Raw genomic sequence first — 17,446 nt, forward strand, 5'->3', positions numbered from 1 at the left:
TTCCACAATATCTATCTGGTTTTCGCTTTTTAGATCCTCTAATTCCTGGCCAAATTTCTTAATCCATTTATATACTGAAACATGGCTTACTCCTAAAACTCTTCCGATAGAACGAAAACCTAATCCCTCAAGATAAAGTTGTAATGCCTGCCTTTTAACAGAAGTGGAACTAGCAGTTGATTTTATCTCGACGGTATAATTATAGCCGCAATCATGGCATTTGTAGCGTTGACGTCCACCAACTTTTCCATTCTTCTTGTGATTGGAACTCTTACATTTTGGACAGTTCATATTTAAGTATAAGAATTCAATATATATATAACTATGTTTAGATAACAAATCCAGTCTGAGATTTATCCTTTTCAAGAATTCTATTTTAGAATGTTTCACGTATAATAAACAGTAAAATAAAGACCGTGGGAAAACTAAGTACATAGTGAATACATATGTGAAGAAGACCGGCAGTCTTATATAGATTTACATCCATGTACGTTTTTGTACATTACAGAACATAAGTGGTTATTTGATGCACGACGTAATAAATGACATAGTTAGCTCTACTGAGAAGAGAATTCAAATTATAAAATCAATGGTAGGATTGGCCGCAGATGCAAAAGCAAATGTCAATAAAAGAGATATAATTACTGCTATCAATGAAAAAAAACTGAAAGGAAAAGTTGCAGTCATCGCAGAAGTTAAACCTGCATCCCCTGGTAAAAAGTTACGAGATATCAATCCAGAAAATGCAGCCATGATAGCAGCAGAAATGGAAAAGGCGGGAGCAGTTGCAATATCCGTATTAACAGAACCTGAGTTCTTTCATGGGTCAATAGACAATATCATATCAGTGAGAAATGAAATATCCCTTCCAGTTTTACGCAAGGATTTCATTATTGATGAGATTCAATTCAACGAAATTGAAAGTGACCTTATATTACTTATAGCAGGTATTCTTGGAGAAAAGCTTGAAGAAATGGTGGACATGGCAATATCGAAAGGATTTGAACCACTTGTTGAAGTTCACAATGAGAATGAACTTAAAAATGCACTTGAAACAAAAACAAGGATAATTGGAATAAATAACAGGAATCTGAACAATCTGGAGATAGATCTTGCTACAACGCTTCAACTTATACCGCTTGTTAAAGATTTTGATAGAATAAATGGACAGGACCACATCATAATCAGCGAAAGTGGAATGCACACCATTGATGACGTAAAAATGGTCATTGAGGCAGGGGCTGATGCTGTACTTGTTGGTACATCCATTATAAAGAGCGGAGAAATATATGCAAAAACAAAAGAACTTGTTGATGCACTTACGATTAATTAAGACATGGAGAATGATAATGAAAAAATCAATGTATGGCAAATTTGGAGGGCAGTTCGTTCCTGAAGTACTCATGCCAGCACTTACTGAGCTTGAAGAAGCCTATGGACGCTACAAGGATGATCCTGAGTTCCTGAAGGAACTCGACTATTATATGAAAGAGTTTGCAGGTAGAGAGACTCCACTTTATTTTGCCAGGAATCTCAGCAAGAAATATGGAATTAAAATCTACCTGAAACGTGAGGATCTCGTTCATGGTGGTGCCCACAAGCTGAACAATACCCTGGGACAGGCACTCTTGGCCAAGTATATGGGCAAGAAACGTCTTATTGCCGAAACTGGGGCAGGGCAGCATGGAACTGCAACTGCAATGGCAGCTGCTAATATGGGATTTGAATCCGAGGTTTACATGGGTGCAAAGGATGTTATGCGCCAGCACATGAATGTTTACAGAATGGAGCTTATGGGATCAAAGGTAAATGCTGTTGAATCCGGTTCAAAGACACTTAAGGATGCAATTAATGAAGCGCTTAGAGACTGGGTTACAAATGTTGAGCATACTCATTATCTAATAGGTTCAGTTGTTGGACCACACCCATATCCTATGATCGTGCGTGATTTCCAGAGTGTTATTGGAAAGGAGGTCAAAGAACAGATCATGGAGAAAGAAGGCAGATATCCTGATTCCATTGTTGCCTGTGCAGGTGGTGGTAGTAATGCCATGGGAATTTTCTATCCTTTCATTGAAGACAACGAAGTCAAACTCTTCCCGGTGGAAGCAGGTGGAAAAGAATTGAAGACCACTGAAAAGGAAGCACTACATTCTGCATCACTCTGTGTTGGAGAAGAAGGAATTCTTCAGGGCGCACACACACTTATACTTCAGGACAAGTACGGGCAGATACTTGAATCCAGCTCTGTGTCAGCTGGGCTTGATTATTCAGGAGTCGGGCCTGAACTTGCATACCTTGCGGATATTGGCAGGATCAAACCATGTTGCGTCAATGATGATGAAGCACTGGAAGCTTTCTATGAGCTCAGCCGTCTTGAAGGAATTATCCCTGCACTGGAATCATCACATGCAGTTGCCTATGTTATGAAGATGGCAAAGACAGGAGAGCTTGGTGATCTTGTTGTTATCAACCTTTCAGGAAGAGGAGATAAGGACCTCGAAACGGTGTTCAAATTAAAGAAAGAAGAGGCAAAGGAGGCTTGCCAGTGAGAATTGCAGATAAATTCACAGAACTTAAAGAAAAGAATGAAAAGGCTCTCATTGCCTATGTCTGTGCAGGCGATCCTTCAGCTGAAGCTACAAAAGAGATAGTTCATGCACTTGTAAAGGGTGGAGCAGATATTGTTGAACTGGGACTGCCATTTTCAGATCCAGTTGCAGATGGACCTACTATACAGGCCGCATCAACAAGGGCACTTGAAGCAGGAATGAACCCTGACGTTTATTTTGAAATGGCAGCATCCATAAAGGAAAATGTTCCCCTGGTCTGTATGACATACTATAATCTCATATACAAAAGAGGAAACGAGAAATTTGCCAGGGATTGTGCTGATGCAGGTATTACAGGAATCATCGTACCCGACCTTCCTGCAGAAGAAGCAGAGGAACTACATGTTGCTTGCAAGAAAAATAGCGTGGACCTGATATTCCTCATCACACCTGTGACAACAGGAAAAAGAATGGAAAAGAATCTGGAAAAAACATCAGGTTTTGTATATATTGTTTCAAGACTTGGAGTTACCGGGGAAAGGGTTGATGTGGCAGAGTCAACAAAGAACATACTTGCACGCATCGATACAGAAGTTCCAAAGGCAGTTGGTTTTGGAATATCAAATGGACAGCAGGCTTTGGAAGTTATTAAAGCAGGTGCTGATGCGGTAATTGTAGGTTCCGCTTTTGTCAGCATAATCGCTTCAGGCGAGGATGTAAACAGAAGAGTGGAGAAACTTGCATCAGAATTAAAGATAAGCTGCAGATAATTTATCTGCCAGCTTTTTGATTTTAAGGTTAAAATTAAATTTAAACCAAAAACAATTTTAAAAAATAATTTAGGAAATGCATATCACTCTGCAAATAGCTGATCCACGAACCATTGTGGATCGAATTTGCGAAGGTCGTCATATCCCTGTCCCATTCCAAGGAACAATATTGGTTTTCCTGTGATGTAAGCAATGGAGATTGCTGCACCGCCCTTGGAATCGGCATCTGTTTTTGTCAGAATTGAACCGCTGATCGGAACAGCATCATTGAACTGGGCTGCTCTTTCCACAGCATCGTTACCTGCAACTGCCTCATCCACAAAGATAATGAGATCTGGTGGAGCTACACGGCACACTTTTTTAAGCTGCTCCATGAGGTTGATATTGGTATGCATTCTTCCGGCTGTGTCAGATAACACCACATCCACGTCGTGTGCTTTCGCATGCTGCATTGCATCATAAATAACAGCTGCCGGATCACCCTGTTCCTGATGTTTGATTATCTTTACGCCTATCTTATTTGCATGGATAGCAAGCTGATCAATTGCTCCTGCCCTGAATGTATCACCTGCAGCAACTACAACTGACATTCCCTGATCCTTGAAACGTTTGGAAAGTTTGGCAATGGAAGTGGTCTTTCCAGTTCCGTTTATACCTATGAAAACAATATGTACCGGTTTTTCAGCATTCTTCACGAATTCATCAAGGTCAAATACATTGGCACTCATCACATCATAAATTGCATTTTTAAGAGCATCTTCAACAATGTTACCTGTATTGCTACCAATGCGCCTTCTGGTGCCAACTAGCTGGCCCTTTACAGAGCTTACAATTGCTTCTGAGACTGAAAGTGCAATATCGCTTTCAAGAAGTGCCATTTCCAGATCCCAGAGAGGTTCTTCAAGATCGTCTTCATCCAGAATGAACTCCCTTTCAAAAACAAGAGCTTTAGCTTTTTGTGCAAAACCAAATTTCTTATTATTTTTGTTTTCCTCTTCTGGAACTGGTTTAGTTTCCTCAACAGGAAGTTCGGTCTTTGAATTTACTTCTTCCTCTGGAGAAGGAGAAACTTCAACAGGAGATTCCAATTCTTCCAAAGACTCTACTACTTCCTCTACAGGTTCGATAGCAACAGCTTTTTCGTCTATTTTGCTGCCAATCTTATCCTTGAATCCACTAAGTTTTGCCTTGAGTTTATTAAACACGTGATACAACTCGCAAGTTTGTTAAAAATAGAAAAAAAATAGAAAAAAGGTTCACTGGGAACCTGGGTTTCCTTGAGACTCCTGGAGTCTTGTAAGGAATGATTCAATAGCCTGCATCTGCTGGCCTAACTGGGCAAGGGTATTGTTCATATTATCAAGAGCTGTTGTAAGCTTTTCCCTGCGACGCTGGAGAATTTCCTTTGCTTCGGTAAGAGGTCTTTCAACAGTCAACCCTGCACCGATATCAACCACTGCCTTGTCAGTGTGACTGATATTGGCATATACAAATGAACCGGAGCCTATCGGAAACATTATTTCAGAATCAGCTGAAACATTGTTAAGCTCTTCAATTGTGTTAATTGCTCTGTTACAATCTTCCAATGATATCTGGACCATGCTCATCTGCTGCTGCACCATTTCCGCACGTTTCTGAAACTCACGGTGCTGGTTTGCAAGAACCCTTGGATCCTGTCCATTCATATCCGCCATGGATCATGCCTCAGTTATACTTTCGATCTTTATAAAGTTCCTTTTAAGACCATGCTTGCTGCCAAAGAGTGAATACACTTTATCCTCTGCATTCTTCTCGTTCTGACTCTCAATGACCTTTGTGAACTTTTCCCATGCTATTCCGGCCTTGAATGTGCCTTTGACCTGAAATGTCTTCATTTAAATCACCTAAAACCATTATTCTAATAAGTCCAGGGCATCTTCTATTCTTCCCAGTTCATGACCTGTTGTCTGCGAACCTGCAACATAACCTTTGGAATTTGCGATCAGTCCGGAACCTACCATTTGTGTTCCATAGTTAGATGTTCCAATATCCACCGGAAGACCAAATAACTCCTCAAGCACTTCAAGTTCAGTACTTGTTGCCCGAGGATTTACAAGCAAACCTTTATTGGTTGCGACTCCGGCCATTCCTACGGTCTTAGCACCACCTATAGTGCCTCTTTTAACATCTACCTTAAGGGCTTTCTCTATAGCTTCCACCGACCTATCACTTAGTTCCGGATGCACAAGCGCTGCGGAATCATTCGCAAGCACCACATTACCCACTGCATTGAGCTTACTTGGTAATTCAACTACAGGAACATCGATCAGGTCCATACCTCTTATATTGGAATCCATTGGAACAAGCACTGCATTGGAATTTCCCCGACAAAGTGAACCCACAATAGTACTTCCATTGATAAGGGTTTCCACTACATTTGCCTTCAAGAACTTGCATATCTTTTCACGGACAGGCTCTGGTGTACCTTGAGGTACAAGCACTATATCTTCAGTGCATGTTGCAAAAGCCCCTATTATGGGGCTTTCCTGTATAGTTATAGTTCGTATCATTTATTATGTTAAACTAGGAATGATACCCGGGAGCATTTATGCGAGTTCTGCCTGAACTTCGCCATCCTCGAACTTTGCAGCCCTTACACGGATGGAAAGTGGTGGCTTCTCACAGCCGTGTTCCCATACTTTCTCATTGATGGTCTTGTCTAACTTGACCATATCAGGTTCTACCTTCATGTGCTTTGTGAGGTATTCTCTGATAACTATCATAGTCTTCTTGGACCTTTTCCAGCGTGGAATTGACTTAATCTCACGGAGAGGGATCGTATAGATCTGCTCTTTCACTATATCTTCTGCCATTATCATCACCTACTTATTTCACGTCGAGACTGCTTCTTCTCCAGTGTCTTCTCTTTGGATGGCTCACGACCTTACGATCGGTCTTAATGATAACCCAGGTAGGAACCCTGTGGTTCTGCCTGTGTGCTTTTGCCAACCTTGTCTTCTGTCCTTTAGTATTGTGGCTCACTTGTCTCACCTATGCTATGATTTGTATTAAAGTATCGATTGAATTTTGAACTTATAACATAATTATTGTATAAATCTTTAATCATGTCGTTCGTTCGCTGTTTCATTCATTCATGCTCATCTTGCGTTCGATAACATGTGATTGTACATGAGTGGGGAATATTTCTTTGATCTTATCCGGACCATGATTCAGAACGATCATTTCCCTTAGTTCAGCCTCATAATCAGCTTTGAGTACATCCTCACTCAGACCTTCTTCGATGACCAGATGCTTTTTCACAAGTTCGTTCACCGCAGCACGCCCGTATCCTTTCAGAGGACACATATAATGAACACCAAACCGATCCTCAATGCTTCTTATCTGTGACATTTCAAGCATGGGGACACGGTCATCACGGCGAATCCCGTCAGCAATGAATGTGACATTCGGATCAGCCGCAAGATGCTCTATGACGTTTCTGTGAATGAAATTAATCGCGTTCTTGGGAAAGCCATCCTCCATAATCATATCGTATGCCTTTTCAAGAATTGAAACATCGGGATTGATGATCCTGTGCGGAAAACCAAGCCTCTCTGCAGTTTCAGCAGCAACTTCCCAAACAGGAAGCAGTGAAAAACTGCATGTTATAAGTTCAACCTCAAAGAAAGGCTCCAGCAGTATTGCGGACAGAGAACTATCCTTACCACCACTGAACATTACCGATACTTGCATGAAGGGCGCTCACATACGCTTAATAGTTGTTTCCCTCTTTTTGGGTTGCATCTGGACCAGAAGCTGTTTGAGTTTCTCATCGTCGATCATGGTTTGAAGCCTGCCACTCTGTGCAAGCATAATCAACTGATTCTCAAGCTGCTCTACAAGTTCCTTACGGGACATACGCAGATTTGTCAGCCTCTCACGTGCTTCCGGAGTCAGGATCTGACGCATCAGAGCCTGCTTCTTTGCTTCCATCTCAGCCTGCATCTGCTCCTGCTGCATTGCTGCCTGCATATCGCCGCTGCCCATCTGCTGTTGAGCTGCCTGTTGCTGCTGGATCTGTGCAAGTCTTTTTCTTCTTATCTCTTCAAGGTCATCAGTCATGAAACTCACCTTTGCTTATAAGATGTAAGCAGTGATTCCTTATAGGAGTTATCGAACTGGTGATGCACTCAGTATTTAGCAAGACCTGGAATTGTTTCCAGAAGATCCTGTTTTACCTCGTATGCAACATTGTCGAGCATGGACTGTCCCTGTGGGGATACCACACGACCGCTCTTGAGAGCACGGACAAAACCTGCTTCTTCAAGCTGCTGAAGTGCAGTTCTTGCAATTGCACCGCTACCCTTTGCCTTTTTGCCAGGAGCAACGCCTCTGTCCTTCTTTCCTCCATAGACAGATCTCATTCTCTCAACACCGATAGGACCCTGGGTGTATACAGTTCTAAGTACTGCTGCACATCTTGTGTACCACCATTCTGTGTCTATTGGTGGAAGTTCCTTGTGCACACCTGTCTTTACATATGTCGCCCACTCAGGTGGATTAACTTTATCATTCTCTTTCAACTTTTCTGCTACCTTTGCTATAAACTCGGCTGCAGGAACGTCATATACAGTTGTCATTAATATTCTCCTGAATTATAATATCTGTTAAGATACCCACCTTCTGCAGGACTCAATTGCATCTGGTGATTAGTTCAGCTGGATTTGTGATGTTTAAACTATTGGGTAGTATATACGTGTTTCGGCAGTTTTACCCATCAGGATTACTTTCTGAAGGTCTGCTCCCTTGCAGGACCAACTGAAACGTAATCGATCTTTACGCCCATCTTGTCCTCAAGATAACGCACATAATCCTGGGCAGTTTGTGGAAGATCACTGAACTCCTTCACACCTGTAAGGTCATTGTCCCACCCGGGAAGATCCTCATAAATCGGTTTGCATCTTGCAAGTTCTGAAGTATCCTCTGGCGGATAATCAATTTTCTTTCCATCCAGTTCATAAGCAACACAAACTCTTACAGGATCAAGATTGGATAGAACATCAAGTTTAGTAAGTGCTATAGATGTGTAACCATTAAGGTAGATAGCCTTTTTAAGTAAAGGAAGGTCGAACCAGCCACATCTTCTGGATCTGCCGGTAGTTGTACCAAACTCGCCGCCAACTTCCTGGATCTGCTTACCTACATCATCTAAAAGCTCTGTTGGCAGCGGACCTTCGCCAACCCTTGTAATATATGCCTTCACAATGGCCAGTACTTCATCAACCCTTGTAGGACCAACACCAATATTAGCACATGCAGAACCTGCAATCGTACAGGAAGAAGTTACGAATTTCTGGGTTCCGTGAATTACATCAAGATGAGTTCCCTGTGCACCTTCGGCAAGGACATTCCGGCCTTCATCAAGTGCCCTGTTTACCTCATAAGAGACATCTGTTACATAAGAAGCAAAACGCTCACCAAGTTTCACATACTTGTCAATGAGCTCCTTGTCCATAACTATAGAAGGATCACCACCAAGCTCTTTTATGGCTGCTTCCTTGGATGCTGCAAGATCATCAAGTCTTTTGAGGAACTTTTCCTTATTCACAAGGTCACCCATGCGAATCTCATCCCTGGCAACCTTATCGATATATGCAAAACCAATACCACGTTTTGTAGTACCTATCTTCTCAGTTCTCTGAGATTCTCTCAAATCATCAAGTTCAATGTGATATGGCATTATAATACTGGCTTTGGCGTCAACACCAACTCTTGTTGCATCTAACTTAATGCCACCCTCTGCCAGCATATCAAGCTCTTCTGCCAGCACTTCAGGGTTCACAACAGTACCCGGGCCTATCAGTACCCTTGAATCTAAAAGAAAACCAGATGGAATAAGGTGAAGTTTGTATACATCCTCACCTACTTTTACAGTGTGTCCAGCATTGTTCCCACCCTGGAAACGGACAACCAGATCATAATTACCTGATATAAGGTCAACGATCTTGCCTTTACCTTCATCGCCAAATTGTGCACCAGTAATAATAGTAAACATGGGTGCAGAATTACCCTGTTGGCTTAATAAAGTTTTGATTGGGCTTCAGATATCTTCCTCAAACGCAAGCATACGGCAGCCTTCATCACAGAATCCAGATGAATCCACTTTACGACAGCGTAATGCCTTTGTGACCCCCATATCTACAAGAGTGTCTATTAGTTTCTCTGCCACAGTAATACTTACATTGAACCCGGATTGAAGCATGTATATGGCATCCGGCCTTTTTGTAGAATAGAAACATGCACGTGACCTTTTATCAGAATGACAGGTCTCATATGCTTCACATTTCATTACACGGGAACTGTTCTTGAAATGGATGGCAAGACCCTGCCAGGAATACACATTATGCATACCTTTTATGCCATAGAGATTAGCTTTGGTTTTTTCTTTGTGTCGTAACATAGTAATTAATGAATGACAAAAATATAATTACTTTTTGTTTAAAAGATGAACAATAATAATTCTGATAAATTTCCACTAAACAAATTGATCTGCATATCATATCGTAATTAAGCTTTTAAAGACACATTGAAGGGATATCATCCTAAAAATACAAAGTGTTTACAACATAATTTCACAAGGTATTAATAGTATCATGCAGTTTTAATGGACGAGTGGAGATCAAATGCTGACAAGCACAATAATAACCACAACAACCAGTACGATATCTTCAGCAGCAAGTGCTGTGTCAATGACGACACCAGTAGGACTGCCCGAATACGGAGTGCTGGCCGTCGTTGCGCTGATCTTGTTGCTTTCGGCAAAAGAAATATTATCTGCTTCTGAGAAGTGGAACAACTCTCTGGATTGCTCATTAAATATGACAATCCTGCCGTTGTTGGTATCGTTTGTAGCAATAGTGATCTTCAAGATATCAGAAATCATCTGATATCTTTTTCTTTTTTGGCACGATCTTAATTGAAAGAAGAAACATAGTGTTAGGTTGACCTGTTTTCCGACCAATCCTAATAAGCTAAGACTTTATTTATATCTGTTCTTGCGGAATCCTATGAAAATCGCACCGAGACATAATACACCAAGAACAGCACCCATCACACCAAGTTCTGGAAGCTTGTTCTGTACATCGGATGATGATTTATTTTCTAATATATAACCATCCACTTCGCTTGAACTTGTGTCACTTTCAGAGCTTGCAGAAGTCTCATCAGGAGTAGATGCCATTGTATTGACTTCGTCCCCAACACCAGAAGATGTTTTATCGTCACTATTACTAAGAGACTCAGCAGGAACTATTTGAAGAGTGCCCGTATTACTGCTACTTTTCACTGTTGAAGAAGAACTAGAAGAAGGCGAAGAACTGCTGGAACTATCACTATTACTCGAATCATCAGTAATTCCTAAAGATACCTGATGAATCTGTCCGCCTACATTGAGAGTGAACTCACCCTCCGGCATGTTTTCTGTTTTATATGCATATTGGAAATTACCATCAGAATCTGCATTAATAGAACCTTTTCCTCCAAATGTTAATGTGACCTCATCACTTGATGATGTGCCACTTAATCCTATATCATATGTGCCACTTGTTATTTTGCTAGTTCCAAAAGTAGCAATCCCATTATTTACTGTAACAGGAAGCGACGGCAATCCCTGACCCATAACATAAAGAGTTATATCTAGACTATCAACACCTTCAGCTCTTAAACTAAATGATTCAGAGCCTTCAGGAATAGTAATTTTTCCAATTCTATACTCATAATTTCCATTTGAAACAGATTGGATCTTTTCAAAGTCTATAGATACAGATATCTCTTCGTTAGGAGATGCTTTTCCAGATACAGTCACTATATCTCCAGGAGCTGGATTCTCTGGAGAGATTGCAATTTCAGTTACTTCTGCTAAAGCTGTTGCAGTCATCAACAATAAAGCAGTACCTAGAATCAGTAAGAAGAATGAACTTTTTTTAATGAAGCCTGTTGAACTGTTAAACAGGCTTTTTTTATGAACCATATAAGATGCATCTCCGTAAATAATTATAAAGCATATTTAGCACATATGCTAATCTTAAAATTTCTTGTAGTATACTATTCAGCTATTTATTTAACAATTCCTGTAAATTTTTTTAAAAATATAGATATTATGTAATTATATTTTTAAAAAAGATGAACAAAGAAAAAGCTAAGATAAAATAAATTAATCAAGCAAGTAGAGGAATTATGCCGAAAAGGAAGATGTTTACCAGACCGTGAGCAAGTGCAATAAAAGGTAAACTGTTCGTTTTCTGGAACAGATAACCAAAAACCAAACCTGCAAATACTGTGAAAAATATCTCATAAATAGTCCCGTAACCAGAGTGCATTACACCGAATAAAAGACTTGCAAGTAGCAAACCCCTGAATTCTCCAAAAGATTCTGAAAATCTGGTTTGAATCAATGACCTGAAAATCAGTTCTTCCATAAAGCCAACAAAGAAGATCATGATAATTGAGAGCTTCAATAAGCTTCCAATTGAGAGATCTGGTATCAGATTGCCTGCATGAATTGTAAAATGTTCACCCTGTGCAATAAGAAAACCGACTACAAATGCAAGCGGAATATATTTTCCCATATTTCTGAATTGGAAACCTAAAGTTTCTTTAGAGATATTTTGATGGCGTATCACCAGATATGTCGGCACTATTAATGGAGCATATATGTAAACATAGAGATTAATCGTCATTTCAGAAAATACTGGCATTGACATGTTCAAGAGACGAAGAATAGGGAGTAAAGTCAATACCTGCAGACTCCTTGCCACATGTGTACCGTCAATCCATATGGATGAAACAGATAAAGCAATCAACGTAATAACATGTAATGTGATTCCTGCCTTGTAATTACCGGAATAAAGAAGTAACTCCGCTAGTATTATCATTAACATTGCAACAGATATTATATATGTATCTGTCAAGCCCGGAACTACAGAATCATCAGTATCCCTATTTGCTTTTTTGAAGCTGTTACGGAAGTTCCAGGAACCTTTCAGTTTTTCGTGCTTCATTAAACAGCCTCCGTTACATTGATCCATAAATGCAGATCCCTGTAAGGTTCTGTCATATTATCGTCCCTGTAAAGCAGATACTGCAACTTCATATCCTCACCAGTAACAGCCGGTATGAATGACACAGGTTTTTCCCATGTGACATTGTGAGCAAGTGAAATATGATTCAAACCTGGAGGCGTTTCAATAGTTTCATTATTCAGTCGTATAACTATGGAATAATTCACCACTGAATATTCATGATTCACTATTCCTATTATCACATCCACACTCTCACCAAGCTCAAGCTGGGTCTTGTAGTCATCTGCCATCCTCTCCGGACCCAGTATATAGAATTCAGTGAACTTCTCACCCTGTTTAGGAGTAACGACAACATATACAAGAGTCATTACAGATACAAGTATTGAAATTACGAGAATTATCGTAAGAATACGATCGAGTCTTGACTCTGGCTTCTCATTTATTTCTGCAATGACAGATTCGTACATTTCCCGGAAAGGAACAGAGAATGCATCTAAACCTAATGCTTCACGTCTGTAGACTGCCACAATTGACATAAGTATTGTGAAATTGGTCAGGAATACCAGTATAGGTACAAGTCTTATACCCCATGGAGTATAGTTCAGACCAAGCCCGATTAATGGAACAACTGCAATGCTAAGCCCAAAACTCAAGGCAATACGTTCTATGCCATCCAGATCATTTTTCCCCGGAAAGAGAGCAGCTATCAAAGCATAACCCGGAAGGAACAGAACCATTGGCAAGCCAAGCGCAGTACGTATAGGACTATCGCTCAAAAAAGGAGTAAGCACGAATATGTCTGTAAGGAGAACAAGTGCTATGACCAGTTTGATGTCCGTAGGTGTATGTTTTTTATCGGGCATGTCTTTTACTAGGTACAGTATATAGCATATTTAATACTTCTGAAAGGTTTACCATTCTGAATGAGACAATTTGCACTGTACTTAATAGAAATAAACTTGTTCATTACAAGACAATATATAAATATTATACTATACTAATACGTAAATGTTAACATGTTCAAATTTACTGCATTTATTGTGCACATTATACAATTTATAGCATAAATAAGAAAATAGTCTAATTCAAAACTACACCGAATTTACAAATAGTAATGATATTTATGTACGTTCCATCATCTGAAATTGATAACATTGTTGATGCAGTTAAAAATCTTAATGTTAAAAACAATGAGGCTGTCCTCTTAATGATAGGAGAGAGAAATCACCCTGACATCGATATTCTTATAGCTGAACTGAACGAAATGAAAATTGATTTCTTTGGTGCTATCTTTCCCGGAATAATTCATAATACTGATACATATGACACAGGGACAATAGTTCATGTGATTCCAATAATTTATAAACCAATACTCATTGAAGGAATAAAAGATCCACGAAAAAAGCTGGAACAAAGTACAGCATCGTTCAATTTATTGTGCAAAAAAGGGGCAACTGCTTTTATCATAGTAGATGGGATGACAGCAAATATTGCCCCGCTTCTTACTTCCATGTACAACCTTTTTGCAGACTCAATAGAATATCTTGGCTGTGGTGCTGGTTATATAGATATGCAGCAGAAGCCCTGCATCATTTCTCCCGAAGGGTTCTTTGAAGATGCTGCACTGATCACATTCTTTGATACAGAATGCGAAATAGGAGTTCATCATGGATGGAAACGAGACGTTGGGCCATTGGTTGTTACAAAAAGCTTCGGCAATATCATAAAAGAGTTAAACTGGAGAAATGCTTTAGAGGTATTCGGAGAAGCGCTTCAGGTAAACTATCAAGTTGATATCAATACGGACAATGGATATAATGTACTAAGTCACTATCCTTTTGGAATATATGTAGAAGACCATGAAGATCTAATAAGGGAAGTATTAAAAATCAATGACAATGGAGAACTGGTCTGTGCAGGGAACATTCCGGAAAATGTGGTGCTCAGTATACTGAAAGGAGATAAGGAAGAGCTATTCCATGCTGCTGAAATGGCTGTTGAGGACTGCCTGGGTGAAAATAACATCGATGCTGAACATTGTTTTGTTATAGACTGCATAGGAAGAGCATCATATCTTCAGGATGATTTTAAAGAGGAACTGTCTACAATAAAGAGAAAAATTGAAAGTAAAAGTGTAAATGTGGTGCCAGAAGGCGTTCTTTCCGCGGGGGAAATTGCCTCTATGAAAGGAGATGTGCTGGAATATTTTAACAAAACAATTGTTATAGGAGTTCTTCATGGACCACGAGAAAAAGTATGCAGAAATATTTAACCAGATATCCCTGCTATACGAACTTTCACTTTCAGTAGGCAACTCACTGGACATTACTGAAAATTGTGATGTTTTTCTGAAGAAACTAATGTCCAGGAAAAAAGTGAATTTTGCGTCAGTATGGATCAAGGATGAATTCCTCGATTTTAAAGTCTCGGAGAGTGCAACTCTTGCCTATGCAAATCCTGAGTATTATATCAAATTGAAAAATGTGCCAGTACACCATCCTATATTCAGAGAGATCAAGTCCCAAACGCCATTCATTGTCAGTGCAACAGAGGAGAAATTCAGGGACATTGTCATTGAAGATAGTTTTAGTTCCGGAATGTGCATACTATTTCCACTTAAAGATTTTGGTGTTCTGAAGCTTTACTGGGTTAATGAACTTAAAGAACCTGCATACGTGGCAAACCAGCTGAGTAAGGTTGTATCAAAATTCGCATTCTCACTTGAAGCCTGCCTTTTGCATAACAGGGCTCTCTGGGAAATGGAGGAAAAGAACAAAGAGTTTGAGGCAAGACTGAATGCAGAATCATCCAACCGCGCTAAAAGTGAGTTCCTTGCCAATATGAGCCATGAGCTGCGCACACCACTGAATTCCATAATCGGCTTCTCAGAAATGCTTACAGAAGGTAATTTCGGAAATCTAAATGAAAAACAGATCCGATATGCAAATAATATTTCCAACAGTGGAAAACATTTACTGACAATCATCAACGATATCCTTGATCTTTCAAAGATAGAAGCCGGAGAGATGGTATTGAACTATGGAGAAGTTTCTGATAAGAATCTCATCGATGAGATCATAACTATCCTTAAACCCATTGCATCAAAAAATCAACTCACATTAGAGAGAATTAATATTGAAGATATAACCATACAGGCTGATCAAAGCAAACTAAAACAGATAATGATCAATCTTGTAGGAAATTCTCTTAAATTTACACCTGCTGGCGGATATGTGCACCTGTCCACATACATGAAAAATAACAAGTTATACATCCAGGTAGAGGACACTGGCATTGGTATTTCTAAAGAGAATCAGAAAATACTCTTTGAACCATTCAAACAGCTTGATTCAACCCTGAGCCGCCAATATGATGGAACCGGCCTTGGTCTCTCACTTGTAAGAAAGCTGGTAGAAATGCACCATGGAAATGTCGTTGTAAAAAGTGAAGAAGGAAGAGGTAGTATTTTTACCATAATATTACCGACTGTACATACAGATAACCCTCGATAGCTATTTATTTCATAATCCCAGATTGGAAGTGTAGTATCGTAAGTATTATCAAATAGATACTATGGGAGTGAAATAAAATGCCAGCTGTTGTTGATAAGAATACATGTACAGGATGCGAGCAGTGTGTTAATTCCTGCCCGGTAGAAGCAATCTCAATGAACGATGACGTTGCAGTTGTCGACCCAAACGAATGTGTCGATTGTGGTGACTGCGTTGATGTCTGTCCAGTGGAAGCAATCACCTTAAAGTGATGCTTTTTTCTTTTTTGTTTGTTTTAACTGGTAAGTTTTTCCATACAAGCTGCAAGCTTCCTGATTCCCTCTTCAATATCATCTGGATCAGAATTGGAGTAATTCAGCCTTAAAGTATTAGAACCGGCTCCCTCAATGGTATAGAACGGATTGCCAGGTACAAAAGCAACATTTTCCTTTATAGCCAGATCAAATAGTTCCATAGAAGAAACACCTTCCGGCAATGTGACCCAGACGAACATACCGCCTTGCGGTTTAGTATAGCTTATACCTTCCGGAAAATAGCGGGACATCATGTCAACCATGTGGTCACGCCTTGACCCATACGCACTCTTGATCTTAGATATATGCCCGTCAACATCATTGTCCATAAGATACTGAGAGATTATCCTTTGTGAAAGATAATTAGAATGCAGGTCTGCCGCCTGTTTTACAACAAGAAGTCTTTCCATGATGTCTTTCTTTGCACATATCCATCCAAGTCGCATGCCCGGAGCAATTATCTTTGAGAAGGAACCCATAAGAATTGTATTTTCCAGATAACTCCTGATAGTTGGTACGTCCTCTCCTGCAAACCTCAGTTCACCGTAGGCATTGTCCTCAACACAAACAACTCCATGTTTATCGAGAATCCTGGCTGTTGCCACCCTTTTCTCTTTTGAATATGTAACACCGGAAGGATTCTGGAATGTTGGAACCGTGTAGAAAAGTTTTGCATCGCTTTCTTCCAGGGTTTTGTCAAGCATTTCAATGTCGATACCATCATCAAGAAGAGGAACTTCCCTAAACTCCGGTTCGAATATTGAAAATGACTGGATAGCACCGAGATAACCCGGGCTTTCTATGACAACTCTGTCCCCTTTGTTCAGGAAGACCTTGCCTATAAGATCAAGACTCTGCTGTGAGCCGTTTGTGATCAGAATCTCAGAAGGATCGATCTTAAGTCCGCTCTTTTCAAGATACCTCTGCGCAATGAACTCACGTAAAGGGAAATAACCTTCAGTGGTACTATATTGCAGGACATTCGCAGCGTCCTCTGACATGACCTTCGCAGCCGCTGCTGCAAGTTCCTCTGCCGGGAATAGTGCAGGATTAGGCAGTCCACCGGCGAATGATATTATCTCCGGCTGCTGTGTGACTTTCAAGATCTCCCTGATGAAGGACTTTTTGCTGTTCTCCATCCTGTCAGCGAACATGGTAACCATGAAATGGGCTTCAAGTCATGATGCATATTAAATCTTTTCATTAGTATGCAGACTAAGTGGCACCAGCAATTGCAACAAGGGTTAATGCTTGTTCCCG

The 17,446-nt window shown here is 40.1% G+C and carries 23 protein-coding genes; 6 read left to right on the top strand and 17 right to left on the bottom strand.

Annotation, left to right across the window (positions count from 1 at the left end; translation table 11 throughout):
- Positions 1-291 (bottom strand): IS1 family transposase (locus BLP52_RS00005; protein WP_154717750.1); only part of this gene is annotated, 291 nt, incomplete at its 3' end.
- Between the two features lie 235 nt (positions 292-526).
- On the opposite strand from BLP52_RS00005, the gene BLP52_RS00010 reads away from it, so the two are divergent.
- Genes BLP52_RS00010 through trpA form a run of 3 tightly spaced genes read left to right on the top strand, consistent with a single transcriptional unit; the run spans position 527 to position 3,322 of the window.
- Positions 527-1,333: an indole-3-glycerol-phosphate synthase gene (locus BLP52_RS00010; RefSeq protein ID WP_091707585.1), complete on the top strand. Its 807-nt coding sequence runs from the start codon at positions 527-529 to the stop codon at positions 1,331-1,333.
- A gap of 16 nt (positions 1,334-1,349) precedes the next feature.
- Positions 1,350-2,552: a tryptophan synthase subunit beta gene (gene trpB / locus BLP52_RS00015; protein ID WP_091707587.1), complete on the top strand. Its 1,203-nt coding sequence runs from the start codon at positions 1,350-1,352 to the stop codon at positions 2,550-2,552.
- A complete protein-coding gene (trpA, locus tag BLP52_RS00020) occupies positions 2,549-3,322 on the top strand; it encodes a tryptophan synthase subunit alpha (RefSeq protein ID WP_091707591.1) in 774 nt (257 codons plus the stop codon). Before trpB ends, trpA begins: the two co-directional genes overlap by 4 nt.
- Before the next feature lie 83 nt (positions 3,323-3,405).
- Here trpA and ftsY read toward each other — a convergent pair whose 3' ends face one another.
- The 15 genes from ftsY to BLP52_RS00095 all read right to left on the bottom strand — a co-directional run bounded on the left by ftsY (position 3,406) and on the right by BLP52_RS00095 (position 13,244).
- Positions 3,406-4,527 (bottom strand): signal recognition particle-docking protein FtsY, encoded by a 1,122-nt coding sequence (gene ftsY, locus BLP52_RS00025; protein ID WP_091707593.1) that lies wholly within the window; start codon positions 4,525-4,527, stop codon positions 3,406-3,408.
- Positions 4,528-4,578: 51 nt separating this feature from the next.
- Positions 4,579-5,016 (bottom strand): prefoldin subunit alpha, encoded by a 438-nt coding sequence (gene pfdA, locus BLP52_RS00030; protein WP_091707594.1) that lies wholly within the window; start codon positions 5,014-5,016, stop codon positions 4,579-4,581.
- Positions 5,017-5,019: 3 nt separating this feature from the next.
- A complete protein-coding gene (rpl18a, locus tag BLP52_RS00035) occupies positions 5,020-5,196 on the bottom strand; it encodes a 50S ribosomal protein L18Ae (protein WP_091707596.1) in 177 nt (58 codons plus the stop codon).
- An 18-nt stretch (positions 5,197-5,214) separates the two neighbouring features.
- A complete protein-coding gene (locus BLP52_RS00040) occupies positions 5,215-5,871 on the bottom strand; it encodes a translation initiation factor IF-6 (protein WP_091707598.1) in 657 nt (218 codons plus the stop codon).
- A gap of 36 nt (positions 5,872-5,907) precedes the next feature.
- Complete coding sequence (locus tag BLP52_RS00045; RefSeq protein ID WP_091708354.1) at positions 5,908-6,174, bottom strand: 50S ribosomal protein L31e; 267 nt, start codon at positions 6,172-6,174, stop codon at positions 5,908-5,910.
- Between the two features lie 13 nt (positions 6,175-6,187).
- A complete protein-coding gene (locus tag BLP52_RS00050; protein WP_091707600.1) occupies positions 6,188-6,343 on the bottom strand; it encodes a 50S ribosomal protein L39e in 156 nt (51 codons plus the stop codon).
- Between the two features lie 102 nt (positions 6,344-6,445).
- Complete coding sequence (locus BLP52_RS00055; protein ID WP_091707602.1) at positions 6,446-7,054, bottom strand: DUF7411 family protein; 609 nt, start codon at positions 7,052-7,054, stop codon at positions 6,446-6,448.
- A gap of 9 nt (positions 7,055-7,063) precedes the next feature.
- Positions 7,064-7,423 (bottom strand): DNA-binding protein, encoded by a 360-nt coding sequence (locus BLP52_RS00060; RefSeq protein ID WP_091707604.1) that lies wholly within the window; start codon positions 7,421-7,423, stop codon positions 7,064-7,066.
- 68 nt (positions 7,424-7,491) lie between these two features.
- Positions 7,492-7,941: a 30S ribosomal protein S19e gene (locus BLP52_RS00065; protein WP_091707606.1), complete on the bottom strand. Its 450-nt coding sequence runs from the start codon at positions 7,939-7,941 to the stop codon at positions 7,492-7,494.
- Between the two features lie 143 nt (positions 7,942-8,084).
- The gene (locus BLP52_RS00070; protein ID WP_091707608.1) at positions 8,085-9,356 is read right to left on the bottom strand and encodes an adenylosuccinate synthase; all 1,272 of its coding nucleotides are present in this window, start codon (positions 9,354-9,356) and stop codon (positions 8,085-8,087) included.
- Between the two features lie 45 nt (positions 9,357-9,401).
- A complete protein-coding gene (locus BLP52_RS00075) occupies positions 9,402-9,761 on the bottom strand; it encodes a hypothetical protein (RefSeq protein WP_154717751.1) in 360 nt (119 codons plus the stop codon).
- A gap of 219 nt (positions 9,762-9,980) precedes the next feature.
- Positions 9,981-10,229, bottom strand: a complete 249-nt coding sequence (locus tag BLP52_RS14820; protein ID WP_162272907.1) for a hypothetical protein — start codon at positions 10,227-10,229, stop codon at positions 9,981-9,983.
- Positions 10,230-10,340: 111 nt separating this feature from the next.
- Positions 10,341-11,330 carry a hypothetical protein gene (locus BLP52_RS00085; protein ID WP_091707613.1) on the bottom strand — a complete coding sequence of 330 codons (990 nt, stop codon included), beginning with the start codon at positions 11,328-11,330 and terminating at the stop codon, positions 10,341-10,343.
- A 187-nt stretch (positions 11,331-11,517) separates the two neighbouring features.
- Positions 11,518-12,360: a CPBP family intramembrane glutamic endopeptidase gene (locus BLP52_RS00090; RefSeq protein WP_091707627.1), complete on the bottom strand. Its 843-nt coding sequence runs from the start codon at positions 12,358-12,360 to the stop codon at positions 11,518-11,520.
- Positions 12,360-13,244 (bottom strand): DUF1616 domain-containing protein, encoded by an 885-nt coding sequence (locus BLP52_RS00095; protein WP_091707629.1) that lies wholly within the window; start codon positions 13,242-13,244, stop codon positions 12,360-12,362. Before BLP52_RS00095 ends, BLP52_RS00090 begins: the two co-directional genes overlap by 1 nt.
- Positions 13,245-13,495: 251 nt before the next feature.
- Between BLP52_RS00095 and BLP52_RS00100 the strand changes: the two genes are divergently transcribed.
- The 3 genes from BLP52_RS00100 (at position 13,496) to BLP52_RS00110 (ending at position 16,144) form a co-directional block, all read left to right on the top strand.
- On the top strand, positions 13,496-14,653 hold the full coding sequence (locus BLP52_RS00100; RefSeq protein WP_091707632.1) for an FIST signal transduction protein: 1,158 nt from the start codon (positions 13,496-13,498) through the stop codon (positions 14,651-14,653).
- Complete coding sequence (locus BLP52_RS00105) at positions 14,619-15,893, top strand: sensor histidine kinase (RefSeq protein ID WP_091707634.1); 1,275 nt, start codon at positions 14,619-14,621, stop codon at positions 15,891-15,893. Before BLP52_RS00100 ends, BLP52_RS00105 begins: the two co-directional genes overlap by 35 nt.
- Before the next feature lie 77 nt (positions 15,894-15,970).
- On the top strand, positions 15,971-16,144 hold the full coding sequence (locus BLP52_RS00110) for an indolepyruvate ferredoxin oxidoreductase subunit alpha (RefSeq protein WP_091707635.1): 174 nt from the start codon (positions 15,971-15,973) through the stop codon (positions 16,142-16,144).
- Positions 16,145-16,167: 23 nt separating this feature from the next.
- Here the strand turns inward: BLP52_RS00110 and BLP52_RS00115 are convergent, their stop codons facing one another.
- A complete protein-coding gene (locus BLP52_RS00115) occupies positions 16,168-17,349 on the bottom strand; it encodes an aminotransferase-like domain-containing protein (protein WP_091707637.1) in 1,182 nt (393 codons plus the stop codon).
- Positions 17,350-17,446 lie beyond the last annotated feature (97 nt).

Origin of the sequence: Methanolobus vulcani, from assembly GCF_900100715.1 — an archaeon.
GTDB classification, from domain to species: Archaea; Halobacteriota; Methanosarcinia; order Methanosarcinales; family Methanosarcinaceae; genus Methanolobus; species Methanolobus vulcani.

Coding starts and splice junctions, on each gene's coding strand:
- BLP52_RS00085 (WP_091707613.1), bottom strand. CDS start 11,330: ATGGTTCATAAAAAAAGCCTGTTTAACAGTTCAACAGGCTTCATTAAA.
- BLP52_RS00060 (WP_091707604.1), bottom strand. CDS start 7,423: ATGACTGATGACCTTGAAGAGATAAGAAGAAAAAGACTTGCACAGATC.
- BLP52_RS00090 (WP_091707627.1), bottom strand. CDS start 12,360: ATGAAGCACGAAAAACTGAAAGGTTCCTGGAACTTCCGTAACAGCTTC.
- BLP52_RS00065 (WP_091707606.1), bottom strand. CDS start 7,941: ATGACAACTGTATATGACGTTCCTGCAGCCGAGTTTATAGCAAAGGTA.
- BLP52_RS00045 (WP_091708354.1), bottom strand. CDS start 6,174: ATGGCAGAAGATATAGTGAAAGAGCAGATCTATACGATCCCTCTCCGT.
- pfdA (WP_091707594.1), bottom strand. CDS start 5,016: ATGGCGGATATGAATGGACAGGATCCAAGGGTTCTTGCAAACCAGCAC.
- BLP52_RS00105 (WP_091707634.1), top strand. CDS start 14,619: ATGGACCACGAGAAAAAGTATGCAGAAATATTTAACCAGATATCCCTG.
- trpB (WP_091707587.1), top strand. CDS start 1,350: ATGAAAAAATCAATGTATGGCAAATTTGGAGGGCAGTTCGTTCCTGAA.
- BLP52_RS00095 (WP_091707629.1), bottom strand. CDS start 13,244: ATGCCCGATAAAAAACATACACCTACGGACATCAAACTGGTCATAGCA.
- BLP52_RS00055 (WP_091707602.1), bottom strand. CDS start 7,054: ATGCAAGTATCGGTAATGTTCAGTGGTGGTAAGGATAGTTCTCTGTCC.
- BLP52_RS00010 (WP_091707585.1), top strand. CDS start 527: ATGCACGACGTAATAAATGACATAGTTAGCTCTACTGAGAAGAGAATT.
- BLP52_RS00040 (WP_091707598.1), bottom strand. CDS start 5,871: ATGATACGAACTATAACTATACAGGAAAGCCCCATAATAGGGGCTTTT.
- BLP52_RS00075 (WP_154717751.1), bottom strand. CDS start 9,761: ATGTTACGACACAAAGAAAAAACCAAAGCTAATCTCTATGGCATAAAA.
- BLP52_RS00115 (WP_091707637.1), bottom strand. CDS start 17,349: ATGGTTACCATGTTCGCTGACAGGATGGAGAACAGCAAAAAGTCCTTC.
- BLP52_RS00110 (WP_091707635.1), top strand. CDS start 15,971: ATGCCAGCTGTTGTTGATAAGAATACATGTACAGGATGCGAGCAGTGT.
- BLP52_RS00100 (WP_091707632.1), top strand. CDS start 13,496: ATGATATTTATGTACGTTCCATCATCTGAAATTGATAACATTGTTGAT.
- rpl18a (WP_091707596.1), bottom strand. CDS start 5,196: ATGAAGACATTTCAGGTCAAAGGCACATTCAAGGCCGGAATAGCATGG.
- BLP52_RS00070 (WP_091707608.1), bottom strand. CDS start 9,356: ATGTTTACTATTATTACTGGTGCACAATTTGGCGATGAAGGTAAAGGC.